18 protein-coding genes are annotated in these 17,618 nt (G+C 39.2%); 5 read left to right on the forward strand and 13 right to left on the reverse strand.

Annotated features, from left to right (window positions below):
* Positions 1–6: 6 nt before the first annotated feature.
* Positions 7–795 carry a DUF4738 domain-containing protein gene (locus tag KG118_RS08755; RefSeq protein ID WP_213388420.1) on the forward strand — a complete coding sequence of 263 codons (789 nt, stop codon included), beginning with the start codon at positions 7–9 and terminating at the stop codon, positions 793–795.
* Positions 796–807: 12 nt separating this feature from the next.
* Here KG118_RS08755 and KG118_RS08760 read toward each other — a convergent pair whose 3' ends face one another.
* A complete protein-coding gene (locus KG118_RS08760) occupies positions 808–2,103 on the reverse strand; it encodes a DEAD/DEAH box helicase (RefSeq protein WP_213388421.1) in 1,296 nt (431 codons plus the stop codon).
* Between the two features lie 116 nt (positions 2,104–2,219).
* Entirely contained in the window at positions 2,220–3,449 is a 1,230-nt protein-coding gene (serB, locus tag KG118_RS08765) for a phosphoserine phosphatase SerB (RefSeq protein ID WP_117710205.1), read from the reverse strand.
* 278 nt (positions 3,450–3,727) lie between these two features.
* Between serB and KG118_RS08770 the strand changes: the two genes are divergently transcribed.
* Positions 3,728–4,231 carry a thioredoxin-like domain-containing protein gene (locus tag KG118_RS08770; RefSeq protein ID WP_117710204.1) on the forward strand — a complete coding sequence of 168 codons (504 nt, stop codon included), beginning with the start codon at positions 3,728–3,730 and terminating at the stop codon, positions 4,229–4,231.
* A 221-nt stretch (positions 4,232–4,452) separates the two neighbouring features.
* On the opposite strand, the gene KG118_RS08775 is transcribed toward KG118_RS08770, so the two are convergent.
* The 3 genes from KG118_RS08775 to lon are packed head-to-tail and all read right to left on the reverse strand — an operon-like array spanning position 4,453 to position 9,199.
* Complete coding sequence (locus KG118_RS08775; RefSeq protein WP_117710203.1) at positions 4,453–5,595, reverse strand: LptF/LptG family permease; 1,143 nt, start codon at positions 5,593–5,595, stop codon at positions 4,453–4,455.
* Positions 5,592–6,722, reverse strand: coding sequence for a tRNA guanosine(34) transglycosylase Tgt (gene tgt, locus KG118_RS08780; protein WP_117710202.1), 1,131 nt, complete (start codon positions 6,720–6,722; stop codon positions 5,592–5,594). The genes KG118_RS08775 and tgt overlap by 4 nt, the downstream gene beginning before the upstream one ends.
* 5 nt (positions 6,723–6,727) lie before the next feature.
* Positions 6,728–9,199 carry an endopeptidase La gene (gene lon / locus KG118_RS08785; protein ID WP_117710201.1) on the reverse strand — a complete coding sequence of 824 codons (2,472 nt, stop codon included), beginning with the start codon at positions 9,197–9,199 and terminating at the stop codon, positions 6,728–6,730.
* A gap of 171 nt (positions 9,200–9,370) precedes the next feature.
* On the opposite strand from lon, the gene KG118_RS08790 reads away from it, so the two are divergent.
* The 3 genes from KG118_RS08790 to KG118_RS08800 all read left to right on the forward strand — a co-directional run bounded on the left by KG118_RS08790 (position 9,371) and on the right by KG118_RS08800 (position 11,284).
* The gene (locus KG118_RS08790; protein WP_117710200.1) at positions 9,371–10,081 is read left to right on the forward strand and encodes a tRNA1(Val) (adenine(37)-N6)-methyltransferase; all 711 of its coding nucleotides are present in this window, start codon (positions 9,371–9,373) and stop codon (positions 10,079–10,081) included.
* 230 nt (positions 10,082–10,311) lie between these two features.
* Complete coding sequence (locus tag KG118_RS08795; protein WP_117710199.1) at positions 10,312–10,545, forward strand: hypothetical protein; 234 nt, start codon at positions 10,312–10,314, stop codon at positions 10,543–10,545.
* 550 nt (positions 10,546–11,095) lie between these two features.
* Positions 11,096–11,284 carry a hypothetical protein gene (locus KG118_RS08800; protein ID WP_117710198.1) on the forward strand — a complete coding sequence of 63 codons (189 nt, stop codon included), beginning with the start codon at positions 11,096–11,098 and terminating at the stop codon, positions 11,282–11,284.
* 54 nt (positions 11,285–11,338) lie between these two features.
* Here KG118_RS08800 and KG118_RS08805 read toward each other — a convergent pair whose 3' ends face one another.
* The 8 genes from KG118_RS08805 to KG118_RS08840 all read right to left on the reverse strand — a co-directional run bounded on the left by KG118_RS08805 (position 11,339) and on the right by KG118_RS08840 (position 17,424).
* Positions 11,339–11,764: a lipocalin-like domain-containing protein gene (locus KG118_RS08805; protein ID WP_117710197.1), complete on the reverse strand. Its 426-nt coding sequence runs from the start codon at positions 11,762–11,764 to the stop codon at positions 11,339–11,341.
* Positions 11,765–11,783: 19 nt separating this feature from the next.
* Positions 11,784–12,257 (reverse strand): hypothetical protein, encoded by a 474-nt coding sequence (locus KG118_RS08810; RefSeq protein WP_117710196.1) that lies wholly within the window; start codon positions 12,255–12,257, stop codon positions 11,784–11,786.
* Between the two features lie 35 nt (positions 12,258–12,292).
* Positions 12,293–13,783 carry an Ig-like domain-containing protein gene (locus KG118_RS08815; RefSeq protein ID WP_233514834.1) on the reverse strand — a complete coding sequence of 497 codons (1,491 nt, stop codon included), beginning with the start codon at positions 13,781–13,783 and terminating at the stop codon, positions 12,293–12,295.
* A 13-nt stretch (positions 13,784–13,796) separates the two neighbouring features.
* Positions 13,797–14,150 (reverse strand): hypothetical protein, encoded by a 354-nt coding sequence (locus KG118_RS08820; protein ID WP_213388422.1) that lies wholly within the window; start codon positions 14,148–14,150, stop codon positions 13,797–13,799.
* 1 nt (position 14,151) lies between these two features.
* The gene (locus KG118_RS08825; protein WP_117710193.1) at positions 14,152–14,538 is read right to left on the reverse strand and encodes a hypothetical protein; all 387 of its coding nucleotides are present in this window, start codon (positions 14,536–14,538) and stop codon (positions 14,152–14,154) included.
* Positions 14,539–15,291: 753 nt separating this feature from the next.
* A complete protein-coding gene (locus tag KG118_RS08830) occupies positions 15,292–15,879 on the reverse strand; it encodes a tyrosine-type recombinase/integrase (RefSeq protein ID WP_117710192.1) in 588 nt (195 codons plus the stop codon).
* A gap of 165 nt (positions 15,880–16,044) precedes the next feature.
* On the reverse strand, positions 16,045–16,317 hold the full coding sequence (locus tag KG118_RS08835; RefSeq protein WP_117710569.1) for a hypothetical protein: 273 nt from the start codon (positions 16,315–16,317) through the stop codon (positions 16,045–16,047).
* An 87-nt stretch (positions 16,318–16,404) separates the two neighbouring features.
* Entirely contained in the window at positions 16,405–17,424 is a 1,020-nt protein-coding gene (locus KG118_RS08840) for a DUF3871 family protein (RefSeq protein ID WP_117710191.1), read from the reverse strand.
* Between the last annotated feature and the right edge of the window lie 194 nt (positions 17,425–17,618).

A 17,618-nucleotide genomic window follows, 5' to 3' on the forward strand; every position in this document is an offset into this window, starting at 1 on the left:
ATAGACATGAAAAGACTCGTAATAGAGTTATGTTGCGTCATAGCGTTGGCTGCATGTGGTAATAGTAAGGAACAAAAAATGGCAGAAGAGGACTCTACGGCCAAAGCCATGCTTCAAGGAGTTTGGATAGATGACGAAACCGAACTGCCTCTGATGCGGATAGAAGGAGACACCATATACTATGCCGACCCTCAAAATATCCCCGTATCATTTAAGATTATACGCGATACTATATATGTGTATGGCAGTAATACCATAGCCTACAAAATCGACAGGCAGAGTGAATACAGTTTCTGGTTCCACTCATTGGCAGATGAGATTGTGAAACTGCATAAATCTGAAAACCTTGAGGACATACTTGCTTTTGATAATAAGGAAGTGGAAGTAATACCCACTACGGAAGTTGTGAAGAAGGATAGTGTAGTGACGTATAAAGGTACACGTTATCGGGGATATGTATACATCAACCCCTCAAAGATGAAAGTTATCCGTTCATCTTACTCAGAGGGGGGAATTAGTGTGGATAATGTTTACTATGACAATGTTATACATATCTGCGTATATGAGGGTAAGCGGATGTTGTATGGTAAAGACATTACCAAAAAGATGTTTGCCGATATCTTTCCCGAAGAGATTCTAACCCAAATGATTCTTGCCGATATGAATTTTATGGGAGTAAACGATAAGGGCTACCAATATCAGGCAACCTTACGCGTACCGGAAAGTTCTGTATATAGCCTGGCAAATATTACAATCGGATTCGATAACCGACTGAACATAAAAAAAGCGGAATAAATTCCGCTTTTTTTATTCTTGTTTCTTTGCTTGAGGAGTCCGTTTATCTTCTCTTCGTCTATTATCATTCCGATTGCCACTTTTACTGTTTCTGTTGTTTCCATTATTCCGGCGTCCGTTGCCTTTGTAATTATGCTTGCGTCCGTCGTTGAAACGCGGTTTGTATTCAGGAGCTTCTCCCAACTCCTCCGGCACAGGTATTTTATAGATTTCTTTTTCCAAGAAGCTCTCTATACTCTTGAAATTAGTCTGCTCCTTTTCATTGACAAAAGTAAGAGCGACGCCATCATTATTGGCACGTGCCGTACGTCCGATGCGATGCACATAATCTTCACTGTCATGTGGTACATCATAATTGATAACCAAACGAATATCATCGATATCAATACCGCGTGCCACAATATCGGTGGCTACCAGAATATTGATTCGTCCGGCTTTAAACTCATACATTACCTCCTCACGCTGCGCCTGTTCAAGATCCGAATGCATCTCTCCAACATTCAGATTCATCTGTTTTAGCGCTTTAGTAACCTCTTTTACTTTCAATTTGGAAGATGCAAAGATAATGACACGTTCGGGGGTCTGCTCTGAAAAAAGGTTACGGATAATACCCAGCTTTTGGTTCTCATAACATACATATGCAGCCTGTACTATCTTTTCGGCAGGTTTGGAAACTGCGAGCTTCACCTCTGCGGGATTATTTAGAATGCTCTTTGCCAGTTGTTGTATCTTGGCAGGCATCGTAGCCGAGAACATAATGGTCTGACGCTCTTTAGGCAGGAATTTCACAATCTGCATAATGTCATCATAGAATCCCATATCCAACATACGGTCTGCTTCATCCAAAATGAAGTAGGAGACACGGGAAAGATCTACATATCCCAAACTAAGATGTGCTATCAGACGCCCCGGAGTGGCAATTACCACATCCGCACCTAAAGTCAAACCTCTTTTTTGCTGCTCAAAAAGCACTCCATCATTACCACCGTACACGGCCACGCTGCTAACCGGCATAAAATATGAAAAGCCTTCCATTTGCTGGTCTATTTGTTGTGCCAGTTCCCGTGTAGGGGCCATTACTATACAGTTGATGGAATCCTCGGGATGCCCGCCTTCAGAAAGTCTGTTTAATATGGGCAACAGATACGCGGCAGTTTTTCCGGTTCCGGTTTGTGCAACAGCTATCAAGTCCCGGCCTTCGAGTATCACAGGTATTGATTCTTCTTGTATGGGGGTGCACTCGTCAAAACGCATTGCATCCAGTGCTTCAAGCACGTTGTCGTTTAATTTTAGTTCAGAAAACTTCATGTATTTCTTTTATTTGTCGACAAAGATAATGCAAACAGAAAGTAGAACAAAATAAAGCTCGCTTAAAAAATAAGCTCCTATGATAATTAATTATCGCAGAAGCTTATGAATTAATTTTATCGCGGAATATCTATATAGGAATCTTTGAACCCCAGGAAGTAAAGCACTCCATCCAAACCTATAGTATTAATGGATTGCTTGGCATTTGCCACAACCTTAGGCTTGGCATGGAAAGCAATACCCAATCCGGCTATACCCAACATCGGTAAGTCATTTGCTCCGTCACCCACCGCAATGGTCTGTGCAATATCTACTTTCTCAACTTGTGCTATCAGGCGCAACAGCTCCGCTTTACGCTTGCCGTCCACTACATCACCGAGATAACGCCCGGTCAGTTTACCATTTTCTATTTCCAGTTCATTGGCATATACATAGTCTATACCGTATTTCTGTTGAAGATAATGCCCGAAATATGTGAAACCGCCTGAAAGAATGGCAATCTTGTAGCCATATTTTTTTAAGACATACATCAAGCGGTCAACACCTTCCGTAATAGGCAGTTTTTCAGCAATCTCTTGCATTACAGATTCATCCAAGCCTTTCAATAACGCCACCCGTTCGCGGAAACTCTCCGTAAAGTCTATTTCTCCCCGCATGGCACGTTCCGTAATAGCCTTAACCTGTTCTCCAACTCCCGCACGCAGTGCCAATTCATCAATAACCTCAGTCTCTATTAATGTAGAGTCCATATCAAAACAAATAAGGCGGCGCATACGGCGATACATATTGTCCAGCTGAAATGAGAAGTCCATTTCCAGTTCGCTTGCCAACTTCATCAGCTGCTCCTGCATGGCAATACGGTCTTTGGGAGTACCGCGCACAGAAAACTCAATACAAGCGCGTGTCTTTGTATCACACTCATCCAATGGAATACGCCCCGTAAGGCGCTTGATGGCATCAATATTCATACCTTGTTCTGCCAGAATACGGGTAACTGCGGAAATCTGACGGGCAGACAACTTACGTCCGAGCAAAGTAAGAATATAGCGGTTCTTGCCCTGCATGCTCACCCAGTTTTCATATTCTTTCGCTGTAATAGGATAGAAACGAATGGTCACACCTAAAGACGATGCCTTGAAAAGCAATTCTTTCATTATAAATCCGGAATGCTGTTCCTCTGTTTTACATAGAATGCCCAGTGACAAAGTATTATGAATGTCAGCCTGCCCGATGTCGAGAATGGTTGCATCATACTTGGCAAGAATTTCTGTAACCGACGCCGTCAGTCCCGGACGGTCTTCACCTGTTACGCGGATAAGAATAAGTTCTGTACTTAATGGTTGCATAAGAGTTGTCTATTAATAGAATAACAAGCTACAAAAGTAAGGAAAATTCTCGCCTTTTATGCTAAATAACATAAAAAAGTGCATTAAAAAAGTGAGAAATTTGCTTGTTTATTTGGAAGTTACTTTAAGAATTACTTACCTTTGCACCCGATTTCAGAATTAAAGGCTTTGAGTATCAATGAATTCCTCTCATTGCAAGGTCTGAGAAGATGACGTTCCGGGAAGAAATCACTGCCAGAAAGGACAGTCCCGGATAGTATTAACCAAAATCGTGTTACATGAAATATGTAAAATGGATTTTTGTTGTATTACTAATTGGTTCCTTGACTTCTTTTGTAGAAAAAGACAAACCGACCGGCGGTTTGAATGTGGGTGACATAGCCCCGGATTTTAAAATCCAATCTATGTTTGCCGAGCAATCGTTAGCTGAACTTTCAGACATGAAAGGCAAATATGTATTGCTTAGCTTTTGGGCAAGTTATGACGCGCACTCCCGGATGCAAAACGCAAGTTTGAGCAATGTGCTTCGTTCCGCTTCCCGCAATGAAAATGTGGAAATGGTTTCCGTCTCATTCGATGAGTATCAATCTATTTTTAAGGAAACTGTTCGTAAGGACCAAATAGTTACGCCCACTTGTTTCGTGGAAACTAAAGGCGAGTCCTCCGGCTTATTTAAAAAATATCGTTTAGGCCGCGGATTTACTAACTATTTATTAGATGAAAATGGTGTGATTATTGCCAAAAACATCTCTGCTGCAGAGCTTTCAGCTTACTTGAATTAAGCGCTTCAGTGCACATGGCAACGAAGGATTAAAGAACCTGTAAGAAGAAAGTGGGGATTCTTCTGATAAACAGACGGTCTACCCGCCTGACAGAAAGAAGAACAAAACAAAAGAGGAAAATGAATACAACAAAAAAGCCGTCCCGCACTTGTGGAAACACAAGAGCGGGACGGCTTCTTATTTTTTATAATCTTTTATTTCAGCGGCACTTTTCCTGTTGTTTATTTCGGTGCTTTCTTATACAGATAGAATGCTATGACAGCATAAAGCAAGTTCGGTATCCATACCGCAATAAAAGGCGGCACATTACCATTCACCGCAAATGTAGAGGCTATCGTTTGAAACAGAATGTATGAGAAACTTAATCCCAGGCCTATACCCAAATGCAATCCCATACCGCCTTTTGTCTTTTTCGAAGAAAGTGATACACCAATCAGCGTCAGGATGAACGAAGCAAAAGACATGGCTATACGTTTATGATATTCTATCTCGAACTCCTTGATATTGGCAAAACCACGCTGCCGTTGCCTGTCTATGTACTCGCTCAGCTGAGGACTGGTAAGCATTTCCTGCTGGTTCTTCATGATGAGGAAATCGGCAGGCTCCATAAAAAGTACGGTGTCCATTTTCTCTCCTTTGACGATACTTTCGCGCATACCGTCCATTTCACGAATCATATAGTCTTTCACTTTCCATTTATGCACTGCCGCCGTATCGTACGTAATACTGCGTGCGGTAAGATGAGACACCAGCTGCTTGTCCTTGAACTTATCAAGTGAAAAGCGATATCCCGTCTTGCTGTAATCCTCAAAACGCTCTATATAAGCAATTACTCCCGAATCTACTTCCAACTGAATATTGCGAGCTGTGGTAGATTTACGTGGTTTATAGTATTTATCCTCAAAGTTAAGTCGCGTAACGCTGCCCTTAGGTATTACGTACGAACCGAGACAGAAAGTCGTTACCGCAATAATAGCCGCCGACACCATATAAGGACGCAACATACGCTTAAAACTCATTCCCGTAGAAAACATTGCGATAATTTCCGAATTCTCTGCCAGTTTGGAAGTGAAGAAGATTACCGCAATAAATACGAACAGCGGACTGAACAGATTGGCAAAGTAGGGGATGAAGTTCATGTAGTAATCGAAAATAATAGCATTCCATGGTGCTTCATGAGACATAAAGCGGTCCATTTTTTCATTAAAGTCGAATACTACAGCAATAGAGATTATCAGGGCTATGGCAAACACATATGTTCCAAGGAACTTCTTGATGATGTACCAGTCCAGCCGCTTGAGGAATTTGTTTTTTCCAACAGGCAGTTTTATGTTTTTCAGTATCTTCCAGCCAATCTTTCTCATAATCTTGTCGATACACGTTGTACCATCATCGGCTTCCATGTAGAGAAATCACCGGCGATAATATGCTTGCGAGCTTCACCGGCAAGCCAAAGGTAAAACGCCAAATTATGAATGGAAGCAATCTGCATGGCCAGCAACTCCTGTGCGTGGAACAGATGGCGCAGGTAGGCTTTACTATATAATGTATCTACATAAGACGCGCCATCGGTTTCAATAGGAGAGAAGTCGGTTTCCCATTTCTTGTTACGCATATTGATGATACCGTCTTTGGTGAACAGCATGCCGTTACGTCCATTGCGTGTAGGCATCACGCAATCGAACATATCAACTCCGCGCTCGATGCCTTCCAGTATATTTACAGGCGTACCTACACCCATCAGATAACGGGGTTTGTCTTTCGGAAGAATCTCATTCACCAACTCTATCATTTCGTACATCTTCTCCGTAGGTTCGCCCACAGCCAGACCGCCGATTGCATTGCCCTCGGCTCCTTTAGAAGCTATAAACTCTGCCGATCGTTTACGAAGGTCAGGATAGATACACCCCTGTACGATAGGGAAAAGTGCCTGATGATAACCGTACTTGGGTTCTGTTTCATTGAATCGCGTAATACAACGGTCCAGCCAACGGTGCGTCATTTCCATCGACTTCTTGGCATAGGCATATTCCGCATCGCCCGGAGTACATTCATCAAATGCCATCATGATGTCTGCTCCAATAGTACGTTCAATGTCCATTACCTTTTCCGGAGTGAAGATGTGCTTGCTTCCGTCAATATGCGAACGGAACTCTGCGCCTTCTTCGCGCAGTTTGCGAATACCTGCCAATGAAAAGACTTGGAAACCGCCGCTATCGGTCAGCATCGGACGATCAAAACCATTGAACTTATGCAACCCGCCGGCCTTCTCGATAACATCCAATCCCGGACGCAAATAAAGATGATAAGTATTTCCTAATATAATCTGCGCCTTTATATCTTCCTTCAATTCCGTTAAATGCACGCCTTTTACGGTTCCCAACGTACCTACCGGCATAAAGATAGGAGTCTCAATCTGCCCATGGTCAGTGGTAATCAAACCTGCACGCGCATTCGTCTTGCTGTCTGTATACTGTAACTCAAATGTCATTCTTCTTACTTTTCTATCTTTTCTTTTTTAACGGACAAGTCGATGGCATCAGCTACCTTTTCATCAGTCAGCGCAATGGCAAACACTTCTTTTACGTCTTTCACATAGTGGAAAGTGAGTCCCTTCAAATAAAGTTCTTGTATCTCTTCAATATTCTTGCGGTTCTCGTCACTCAAGATAATCTCCTTAATGCCGGCACGTTTCGCGGCCAAAATCTTTTCTTTGATACCACCGACAGGAAGTACCTTTCCGCGAAGCGTAATTTCCCCTGTCATGGCAAGATTAGCTTTTACCTTTCGTTGTGTAAGTGCAGATGCCAGCGCAGTAGCCATGGTTATACCTGCCGACGGACCGTCTTTGGGGATAGCTCCTTCGGGAACATGAATATGAATATTCCAGTTATCAAAGATTTCTTCATCAAGATTCAGTAACGAAGCATGGGCCTTAATATATTCCAGCGCCAACATAGCCGACTCTTTCATTACATCGCCCAAGTTTCCTGTCAGCGTCAAGCGACCGCCCTTACCACGACTGAGACTGGTTTCAACAAAAAGTATTTCACCGCCGACGGCTGTCCATGCCAAGCCTGTCACCACACCGGCATATTCATTACCCTGATATTTGTCGCGTGTATATTCGGGAGCTCCCAGAAAATCGTACAAATCTCCCGGCTTAATCTCAGTTTTTGCAAAGTAACCATCAGTAGCATATTGACGAGCCGATTTACGAAGAATCTTTCCAATCTTCTTTTCCAATTCACGTACACCGCTTTCACGAGTATAGGATTCTATGATGGTTTCTAACGTATTCTTGGGAAGCTTGATATCGTTCTTCTTCATACCGTTTGCTTCCAACTCTTTTGGAACCAAATGGCGACGGGCAATCTCTATCTTTTCTTCTGTGATATAACCGCTTACTTCAATCAACTCCATACGGTCAAGTAATGGTCCTGGAATCGTATTCAAGTTATTCGCAGTAGCTATGAACATTACTTTCGACAAATCATAGTCTACATCCAAGAAGTTATCATGGAATGTAGTGTTCTGCTCCGGATCGAGTACTTCGAGGAGGGCAGAAGAGGGGTCACCCTGACGGTCGGCACTCACCTTGTCTATCTCATCCAGTATAAATACAGGATTGGAAGAACCGGCTTTAATCAAACTCTTGATGATACGTCCCGGCATTGCCCCTATGTAGGTTTTGCGATGTCCGCGTATTTCGGCTTCATCGTGCACACCACCCAAAGACATACGGATATACTTCCGTTTCAACGCAGCGGCAATGGAACGCCCCAAAGAGGTTTTACCCACACCCGGAGGACCGTATAAACAGATAATAGGCGACTTCATATCTCCCTTCAACTTCAATACGGCGAGATGTTCCAGAATACGCTCTTTAACCTTCTCCAAGCCATAATGATCTTTATTCAATGTCTTTTCGGCATTAGTCAAGTTCAGATTATCCGTCGTATAAGTTCCCCATGGCAGACTCATCATGGTTTGCAGATAATTCAATTGCACACTATAATCAGGCGATTGCGGATGCATACGTTCCAATTTATCGACTTCTTTCAGGAATGTATTTTTCACTTCTCCATTCCATTTTATAGTCTCTGCCTTTTTACGCATTTCTTCCAGTTCCTGCTCTTGATTGCCTCCACCCAGTTCATCCTGAATTGTCTTAATCTGCTGTTGCAAGAAGTATTCGCGTTGCTGTTGGTCGATATCCTCGCGGGCACGCATCTGGATGGACTCTTTTATTTCAGCAAGCTGAACTTCACGATTCAGAATTTCGAGTAAACGATACGTACGGGCACGCAATGCATCAATACGCAGCAACTCAATCTTCTCATCTTTCTTCAACGGCAGGTTAGTACAGATAAAGTCCACCAAGAACATTGGATTACTAATGTTTTTGATAGCAAAAGCAGAATCCTGCGGAAACATTTCGGAAGATTTGATATAGCGCACGGTCAAATCTTTACATGCTTCTACCAATGCTTGAAACTCCTTGTCATCTTTAGCCGGAATCTCCTCATTAAGAGTGCTGACACGTCCTTTTAAATATGGACTCGTCTCTGTTATTTCCTTTAATTCAATACGTTTGGAGCCTTGCAGGATTACAGTAGTTGTCTGATCCGGCATTTCCAGCACACGAACAATTTTGGCAACCGTACCGATTGTATGCAAGTCTTCAAATAAAGGAGTTTCCGTATCAGCTACTTTCTGACATACTACAGCTATATATGCACCTTTCTTTTCTGCTTCGCGCACTAATTTCAAGGAAGATTTTCTTCCGACAGACACCGGCATAAACACACCCGGAAACAAAACCATGTTCCGAAGAGGTAATACCGGCAGGATTTCATCAACCTCAATATCCATCAATTGTTCTTCATTCCCCTCAAAATCAGCAATTACAGAAAAACCATTTTCATTCCTATCTTCGATATCACTAAAGTAATTTCTTTTCTTCATCTCATTCTTTTTAGTTTATGTCATATTGGCAGACCAATAAGGCGCCTGCAAAGTTAGCTATTTCTTCTATTAAATAGATGTTCCATCCTTTAAAAAGACAAAAACGATACCAAAATTGCCGCTATTTTGGCAGCTTTGATTATTTTTGGGTCCGATTAACAAAAAACAAATATGTCGAATCCTTATTTTCAGTTCAAACAATTTACTGTCCGGCACGATAAATGCGCCATGAAAGTGGGTACAGATGGAGTACTGTTAGGAGCATGGGTTCCTGTCCAGAATACTAAACGAATTCTTGATGTAGGAACCGGCAGTGGATTAATATCCTTGCAGTTAGCACAACGAAATCCGAAAGCCTTAATCACATCTATTGAAATAGATCCGGCCGCAGCCGCCCAAGCTCAAGAAAACATTCAGTCTTCTCCCTGGAATGACCGAATGGAAATTATATGCTGTGACTTCCGCAATTATAACCCGGAACATAAATTTGATCTTATCGTTTCAAATCCACCTTATTTTGTTGATGCTTTGAAGTGTCCGGATAACCAGCGTTGTACAGCACGACATACAAGTGATTTGAATTATGAATTACTCTTTGGGCATTCGACACACATATTATCAGAACAAGGAATTATAGGCATTATCATTCCATCTGAAGTCGAAAATACGGTTATTGATACGGCATGGAAATATAATTTTCATCCATATTGCCGCTTGCGCGTTTTCACCAAACCCGGAAAACCTTATCGGCGTGTGTTATTGACTTTCGGTTACCAAAACTTACCGTGCATTGAGGAGAGTCTTTACATAGAAGGAGAGAAGCACGGGCAGTTTACTCCGGCATACATCGCCCTAACCAAAGACTTTTATTTGAGAATGTAATGTTCCTGATAGCTCATAAAGAACAAGGAAAGTCTCTATATGAATAGGACTCACCCGTAAAAGCATGTGGGCTCACATTGTTTCTTTCCTGAGATTGTTATTCAAGACTTTCCCGATTTACTAAAACGTCCCCAACGATTTACTAAATCTTCCCCATCGTTTTAGTAAATCTCTATTTGCTCCATAAAACCCGCCCGAAGATTGATTCATAATTCCGGATAGTCGGAGAATTGGTAGAAAAAAAACGATACGACGTACCAAATAAAATATATAAAGAGGTTTGTATCAAAAGCAAGGGAACCGATAAAGAAAAGGCAGAACGCGAAATGAAAGTTTTTTTTGACTCAATACATCCGGAAGATGAAGCAGAACTTCAAGCTGCTGTTAAAAAAGATTTTGCTAGAATACATAAAGAAATTGAGGAGATAAAGTATTTTGTTGGACGCTTCCATATACAAAAATAAGCCGTTGGAATCCAACGGCTTATTTTTGTTCGTCGGGGTAGCGGGATTCGAACCCACGACCCCCTGCTCCCAAAGCAGGTGCGCTTATGCTATTATTTATATCGCTAAACAGACTATCTATAAAGCAATTAGCTTGCGCTTACTTCCTCGCTAAATTAAAGCGGTTGACATCTTGGTTGAATTTGATAACCAAACAAGAAGTATTGAACAATAATTTAATAATCTCTTTATGGCTTGAACCACATTGCAAATTTAATAATTTCATTCTAAGTGAACAACATTATAGCTGTTTTCATGCTTCGGGTATGAATTTGCCAATTCTCCATATAAAGAAGAAAATTTCAATATTCGTACCTGCATAAAAAAACAGCATAAGAGTTTTCTCAAATGCAGCTCATTCATAATTTTACTTTCCTTTATTCGTATATAAATTCATCGCCAGACACTCTTAAATAGTTTGATTCAATAGGGTGTTTTATTAGGTTTATTCCTTGTAAATGAGTATATTTGCAATAGATGAATCAGTAATTAATTTTACAAATTTGACATTATGAGAACTTTAAAACCTAAATCCAAGAATGTAGCCATTTATTATGTACCAACGGAGATAAGAGAAGTCACTACAACAGATGTAACCTATCAAGCAATGGATATGGAATTGATTAAGAGATATTTCCCTGATATTTATAAGAATATTGTAGGTGATATGAAATTAAAAAGAAGAGGCAGCAAAGAGTAATCAATGCTGCCTTTGGCTTTTAGAATGGTATAAGAGTTTCCTTAAAATCAGTTCTTATCCAGCTATCTTCTTGTAAGTTGAAGTATCAACTTCATCATCATCTGTGCTTGTTATTTTTAAGGTCGAAGAATTGAGTTCTTCTACTTTGTAAATGTCTGCACCATCAAATTGGGTATAGGTGACGCTTAATTGGTTGCCTTCCAACTTCCAATTGAAGTAGGCGTTAGAACCATAGTCCTCATAATGATAGCCTGTCCCATCATCTTTAAAGACGAAGTAGAGACCACTATCGGCTTCATCCCAATATTCCTTATGACCATCGTCATTCAGTTCCCAACCTTTAGTCCAAGTTAGTTCCCATTTGCCAATAATGTCATTGGGGTTACTGACTGCTTCTTCATCATCATCACTACACGCTGCAAAGTTTACAGCACACAAGACCATTAATAAGGTCATTCCTAAAAATCTTAGAGTTTTCATTATTGAATAAGTTATTAAATTAGAAATTGGGAGACTTGTCTCCCTTATTTAAATCACTACTAAATCCATCATTAAAATTAAGTACTCCATCATTAAGATAGGCAATCTGATATCCAGAATAGAAATCATTTCCATTCCATTGGATTCTCAAATAGATTAAATCTCCATTCTGTTCCAAGTACCATAAGCCATTTGTTGAATATTCATTATCTACAATCCACTCTGAATAGGTGGTACTGCCATTCATGGTAGATTTGGTTCTACTGGCACTTTTAGTATATCTAACGACACTCTTATTGGTGGAGAACTTGTAACTCATAAAGGTTTTGGATAACTCATTATTAACTTCTCTGTACCAACTACCATAAAGTAATGAAGAGTATTGCTCAATTGAACGATTGGAGTCTGGTTCTGAATTATTGTCATTGCTACAAGATGATAAGTTGACACACGCAACGACCATTGATAAGACTATTAAATATTTAATTCTCATTGATTTTAAATGTAAATTGTTTTATTGTTAGTGAATTATCTCCGTTTCATTTCATAGTTTTCTTCTGACACAGAATCTATGGCTTTCAGATGTAATTCTGTCTCTGTAAGTTTGGTAATGATTATAGAAGTCTTACCATCCAGCCATTCAGAATTTCTAAGGATAAGTTTGTTACCCTCTACAGAACTTGCAAAGTAGTAAGTCTTATAGCCATCGTTATATCCACCATTGCCATCTTCATCCTCAAAGAAGATATATTCGCCTACAACATTTTCTTCCCAATTCTCTTTAATATTCTGGTCGTTATATTCCCATCCATAGCATTTTAGCATATCCCATGTACCTTCAAGTCGTGCCAATGTAGCCTTATCTTCATCCTCATTAGAGGTGACTGTAACAATAGCTGTAGTAGAGAAATTACCATCCTCTGTAGTTACTGTAATATTGGTTTCACCTGCAGAGTTGGCTGTTACCAAACCTTCTTGGCTTATGCTTGCAACGGTTTCATTGGAACTACTCCATATAACTTTGTTATTGGTAGCATTGTCTGGTTGTACAGTGGCTGTTAATTGGAATGTTTCACCTTGCTTTAGATTAACTGTGTTCTCATTAATGGATATGCCTGTAACCTTTATCTCGTCTGTAACAATCTTACCATTATCAATATTGATTTTAAATGTAAAGTCTCTCTTAGTTCCATCATAGAACGTAACTTCACATTTATATTCCCAAATGTTGGTAGTGTTGCCAAGAAGTGTATAGTTTCTCTTTGCATCAGAGGGCACATCAAAGGGTGGAGCTATATAGGTGCTCCACACTGATTTTCCTTCCTTGAAGCTACGTCTGTTGATGTATCGACCACTAAGTTCTATTCCTTCTTCGTAAGAAACTAAAGTGACACCAGCAAGATTCCCGTTCTCATCAAAGGATGGTCTTGATTTAGCTATATAGATAGTATCTCCTTCGTGTGAATAACAGCAGTCAGCTATAAACACAGATTCCTTGTACCAATTATGGGCTATTCCATTCTTGCTGTTATCATATTGCAGTTGAGTCCGTTTAGCTTTATGGTTGCTTGTGAATATTGTCTGAAACCTCCCTCCAATGTTGAATGTAACGATATTACCTGTACTTATTTCCTTATAATAAAGAGGTGCTACATATTTGACATATAAGGTTTCATATTCTCCATATCCTTTATATAGCTGCTGAATGGTATCAGTCTTCTCTATATCAATCCATTCAGATTTAAGTTGTTTAGAAACTGCATCATATTCACTGAACCATAAATGATTGTCTTTCAATCCAGATAACAGAACAGAACTTTCTCCTTGTAAGCCGTATCTGCATTTAATATTGGAATAGTCCTTTATGTATTCAGAAAATAGCTTATCAGTTTTATCGAAAAGTGTTCCTTCGTCAAGACTTGTGGAAGGCATTCTGTCCAATTCATCTTCTCCACAGGAAGTAAATCCCATGCTTAATGCAACCAATAATGAGGTTGCTAATAATCTAAATGCTTTCATATAAGAGTAACTTTTAATCACCGTTGAATATCTTTTTAGCTTCTTCATATCCTTTGTCATAGGAGTTTTCTTGAGGTGCATATTTTCCTGTCTTTGTTCTTTTCTGATAGGAATCATCATTTAGAGATTCATTCTTGCGTGGAGCAAAAATATTATCCCTATGCCAAGAATTTCCATCCTTGTCTTTATATCTGCTCTCTGTTTTAATATAAGTACCCTCTCCATGCTTCCCTCGCTCTGATTCATCTGTAATGAAGTATGTATTCCTTTCTTTATTATCTTTATTTTTATTATCTCCTCCACAGGAACTAATTCCCATGTTTAATGCAACTACTAATGAGGTTGCTAATAATCTATATATTTTCATTTTAGATTTCTATTACAAATTCATGATTGTCATTTACCCACTTCCCATATTTTCTAATTAAGTTTAGCACTTCTTCTCTATGGGGTAGTTCTTCTTTAAAGTAGCATGAGTATTTTACTGCACTATCGTCATATAGCATTCCAAAAGTTTTATCGACAAGTTTAGTCATAAAACTTCTATTGTTCTTCTTGTAAACTTCTCGTTCCATTATTTTACGCCTGTAATAATATTCATTATAAGATGCTATTACGGGTTTTGCATAAAAAGAGTCAAGAGAGGGTAATGTATTCTTCTTATATTCTCCCCAATCCATTAAAAACTTGCGACGGTAGAAGTATAAATCATCATCTGTGTATCTTTGGTTACCATACAAAATAGTTGCTTTCATATTTCACGCATTATGCCCACCTGTTCCCTCTGGAAGAGCTGTTATTATAAATAAAAAAGGTGTGGGAACTATATATGTTTTACCCTACTGACTGGCTTCTCGCATTGCCCTTGGAGTGGATAAAACAATAGCCCCACACCAGTTTGAAATATAGAAACCTTATAAAAGGTAGGTATATAACAAATAATGTGGGTGCTATTGCTACCATCTTCACTCCATTTCAAATTTTGCGAGAATTTGTCAGTAGAAGATAATTTCAATAACACCTTTCGTTAAATATGTCCTTCCAACTCTCTAACGCATTAGTTCATTGGAATTGGTGCAAAGATAGCGAAAGGTTCTAAATCATTAGGTATGAAGTGAGGATAAATAGTAGAATTTCTGTCCTCAAACATATTCTGAACAGGATATTTAATAAGAATTGCACCTAAGCTCTTTAAATCCATGTGGGTATCAAAATGAAAAATCCTCTTATAAAGTCAGAATTTCCCAATTTGTTACCCACCTTGATTTATAAACTTTATCCCTGTATATTGTTGGATATGCAAGAAGTGCTACCTGCAATATGATTAATAAGAGTTGAGATAGTTCTAAACTCTGTAAACTTATAGAATTGAACTACATTTATAAGGCTGAAATGCCAAATTTAAAGAATCAGACTTTAGATGTATCTAAGCTCAATATTTCATGGATTTGGGACAATACCATTCAGACCACTATATAGGGTGAATCTTAATAATCCTGTCCCAATCATTAGAAACTCAAACAGTCATAAGTCTGCAAGATTTCCTCCTGCCTTAACCCCAAGTATCTTTTAGTAATGGCAACAGAACTATGGTTGAACAGTTCCATGAGTTTTACTAATGCCAACTCTGCGTTATCGCTATTCATGTTATAGACTTGCCTACCAAAAGTCTTTCTAAGAGAATGGCAACTAAAATTCTTAATCTTTAGCCTGTACTTCTTCTTCACCTCTTTAAGAATGATGTTAATTCTCTGGACTGTGAAGATAGTGCCTTTCTGACTTATAAGAATTGGCGCATTGATTCCAACAGGATTTATATGCTCGTAGCACTCTTTAATATGCTGCTGTAATTGGGGATTCAGTCTGATAGTCCTTACCTTACCAGTCTTTTTCTCAATTACTGTAAACTCGTCAGCACCTAATATCTGCTTCCACCTTAGAGATAGAATATCAGATATTCTTAATCCTGTGAAGCATCCCAAAGCTATAAGAAGTGAGATTTTATAATTCTCATCTTTGGCTAACTTCCTAATGAGGTTCATTGCATCAGACCAAACAAGATAGTCTGCGGTTGTGCTTGAATATTTAAGTGACATAATGTTCTGTTTTATAAGTAAATGAATAGAAGTGAATATTAATTTAGAGTTGGATTTACTAACTCATTGATTACTAAGGAAACATTTATTTTTATCCAAAGTGAAAGTATTTAGGGTGGGAACGCCTTACAAAGACATTCCACACCTTGTTATATATAGTATTCTCTAAAATGGTCTGTTCCCATATTGGTAATCCAAAATAGAGTTGCACACCCTGTCGTAAAAGGAAAATCCACAACCTGTATAAAAGTAGCTTAGATATATTGCTTGGTATTCCCTTTGTAATGTGGTATTATCTTTCAGCATATTATCCAACTTCTCTAAAGAGTGTTTCAATGCTTGTACCACCTTTATATATCTAAGGTTGTTATCCACCTCTCCCAAACGGGTTTCCAATTCTTTGATATGCTCTATAAGTTTATCTATTTGTTTATTCATAATTCTAAGTTTTAATAAGTTGGTAGAAATAAAGAAAGGACAACTAACTGAATAGCTGCCCTTTCCTCTCTCAATCAATAAGCCCATTTAATCAATGAACCACTTATATCTCTCGTCACCATGTAAAGCCGCATTGATTCCAACTGTCATTTCAGTAGCATTTAAGGAACGGTCTAAGAATGAATCAATATAGCTTGACTTGTTAGCTCCTGTAAGCAAGTTGTAGAATTTCCACATATTAAGTTCACTTCCAAAGCCGCCAAAATTATTGTCGTGAATGTATGCTTTGGCTACAGAATTAATCTGTGTATCTGTAAGCAACATTCTTGGCAGTGCCTTTTGATAGCCTGTTGGCAAGCATTGGTAAAGTCGCATCTTGCCTATAATCTGTGCGAATTGGTGTTCACTCATGGAAGTGTTGCCCAACTGCTGCATCAGATAAAGATGTTTGGCTGGATTGTAGTTGTTGAACAGTTCCAATGCTGCACGATAGAGTTCTGTTGTGTTGCTCACTCTTAAATCGTCCTTGTAGCCATTGGTGAAGATGCACATATTGCAACAAACTTGGTTCTTGAAGCCAATAGCAAGACGGAACAACTCTGGAACTTTCTTGCTATATAAGTTCATCTGATTATAAGCCCTCACACCTACGATAGAAAGATTGAGCTTGTTTCCACCAACCGTTTCATAAATGGTAGGAACATCAATGCTGAAAGCTGCCCTTTCATAATAAATGGTCTTGTCAGATTCCAAAAGTTGATTGGCAGGTTTGTGGATGGCTGCTGGGATTCTGCCCTTGATAATATGGCTCACACGAATATCTGCTTGTTCCACTTTCTCACCACTAAAAAATGATTGGGCTGCATCCTGTATGGTTTCCACAAATGCGGCATGGTTAATGGTAAGTTCGTTGTCTTTAGAGAACACAGGGGTAATGCAGTCATGTTTCAGATGATGCAAGGTTACTTCCTGTGTGTTGGCTTCAATGAAATGGTTGGCAGGTTTTACAGGTTCATCCATGATGATTGTTGCTTCCTCTGCATATTCACCCAAATTCATTCTCTCACGATTGTTTGCCATAGCTGGCATAATAACTAAATTTCTCATAATGATAAAATTGTTAAATTGGTTATTGATTGGATTTAACTCTGGAATTGGTAAAGTTCCTATCGCTTTGGATTGCTCCATAACGATTTTGACTTCACTACAATTCGCTGAATTACTTTTAAGTGATATTACAATTAGACTATATTACCATTATGTCTGTATTGTGTATCGCTTTAAGAAGTCCATGAATGATG

Origin of the sequence: Bacteroides propionicigenes, from assembly GCF_018390535.1 — a bacterium.
GTDB lineage: Bacteria > Bacteroidota > Bacteroidia > Bacteroidales > Bacteroidaceae > Bacteroides > Bacteroides propionicigenes.

Coding starts and splice junctions, on each gene's coding strand:
- KG118_RS08825 (WP_117710193.1), bottom strand. CDS start 14,538: ATGAAAGCAACTATTTTGTATGGTAACCAAAGATACACAGATGATGAT.
- KG118_RS08830 (WP_117710192.1), bottom strand. CDS start 15,879: ATGTCACTTAAATATTCAAGCACAACCGCAGACTATCTTGTTTGGTCT.
- KG118_RS08775 (WP_117710203.1), bottom strand. CDS start 5,595: ATGAGAAAGATTGGCTGGAAGATACTGAAAAACATAAAACTGCCTGTT.
- KG118_RS08815 (WP_233514834.1), bottom strand. CDS start 13,783: ATGAAAGCATTTAGATTATTAGCAACCTCATTATTGGTTGCATTAAGC.
- KG118_RS08755 (WP_213388420.1), top strand. CDS start 7: ATGAAAAGACTCGTAATAGAGTTATGTTGCGTCATAGCGTTGGCTGCA.
- KG118_RS08820 (WP_213388422.1), bottom strand. CDS start 14,150: ATGAAAATATATAGATTATTAGCAACCTCATTAGTAGTTGCATTAAAC.
- serB (WP_117710205.1), bottom strand. CDS start 3,449: ATGCAACCATTAAGTACAGAACTTATTCTTATCCGCGTAACAGGTGAA.
- KG118_RS08840 (WP_117710191.1), bottom strand. CDS start 17,424: ATGAGAAATTTAGTTATTATGCCAGCTATGGCAAACAATCGTGAGAGA.
- KG118_RS08800 (WP_117710198.1), top strand. CDS start 11,096: ATGAGAACTTTAAAACCTAAATCCAAGAATGTAGCCATTTATTATGTA.
- KG118_RS08810 (WP_117710196.1), bottom strand. CDS start 12,257: ATGAGAATTAAATATTTAATAGTCTTATCAATGGTCGTTGCGTGTGTC.
- KG118_RS08760 (WP_213388421.1), bottom strand. CDS start 2,103: ATGAAGTTTTCTGAACTAAAATTAAACGACAACGTGCTTGAAGCACTG.
- lon (WP_117710201.1), bottom strand. CDS start 9,199: ATGAAGAAAAGAAATTACTTTAGTGATATCGAAGATAGGAATGAAAAT.
- KG118_RS08790 (WP_117710200.1), top strand. CDS start 9,371: ATGTCGAATCCTTATTTTCAGTTCAAACAATTTACTGTCCGGCACGAT.
- KG118_RS08835 (WP_117710569.1), bottom strand. CDS start 16,317: ATGAATAAACAAATAGATAAACTTATAGAGCATATCAAAGAATTGGAA.
- KG118_RS08770 (WP_117710204.1), top strand. CDS start 3,728: ATGAAATATGTAAAATGGATTTTTGTTGTATTACTAATTGGTTCCTTG.
- KG118_RS08805 (WP_117710197.1), bottom strand. CDS start 11,764: ATGAAAACTCTAAGATTTTTAGGAATGACCTTATTAATGGTCTTGTGT.
- tgt (WP_117710202.1), bottom strand. CDS start 6,722: ATGACATTTGAGTTACAGTATACAGACAGCAAGACGAATGCGCGTGCA.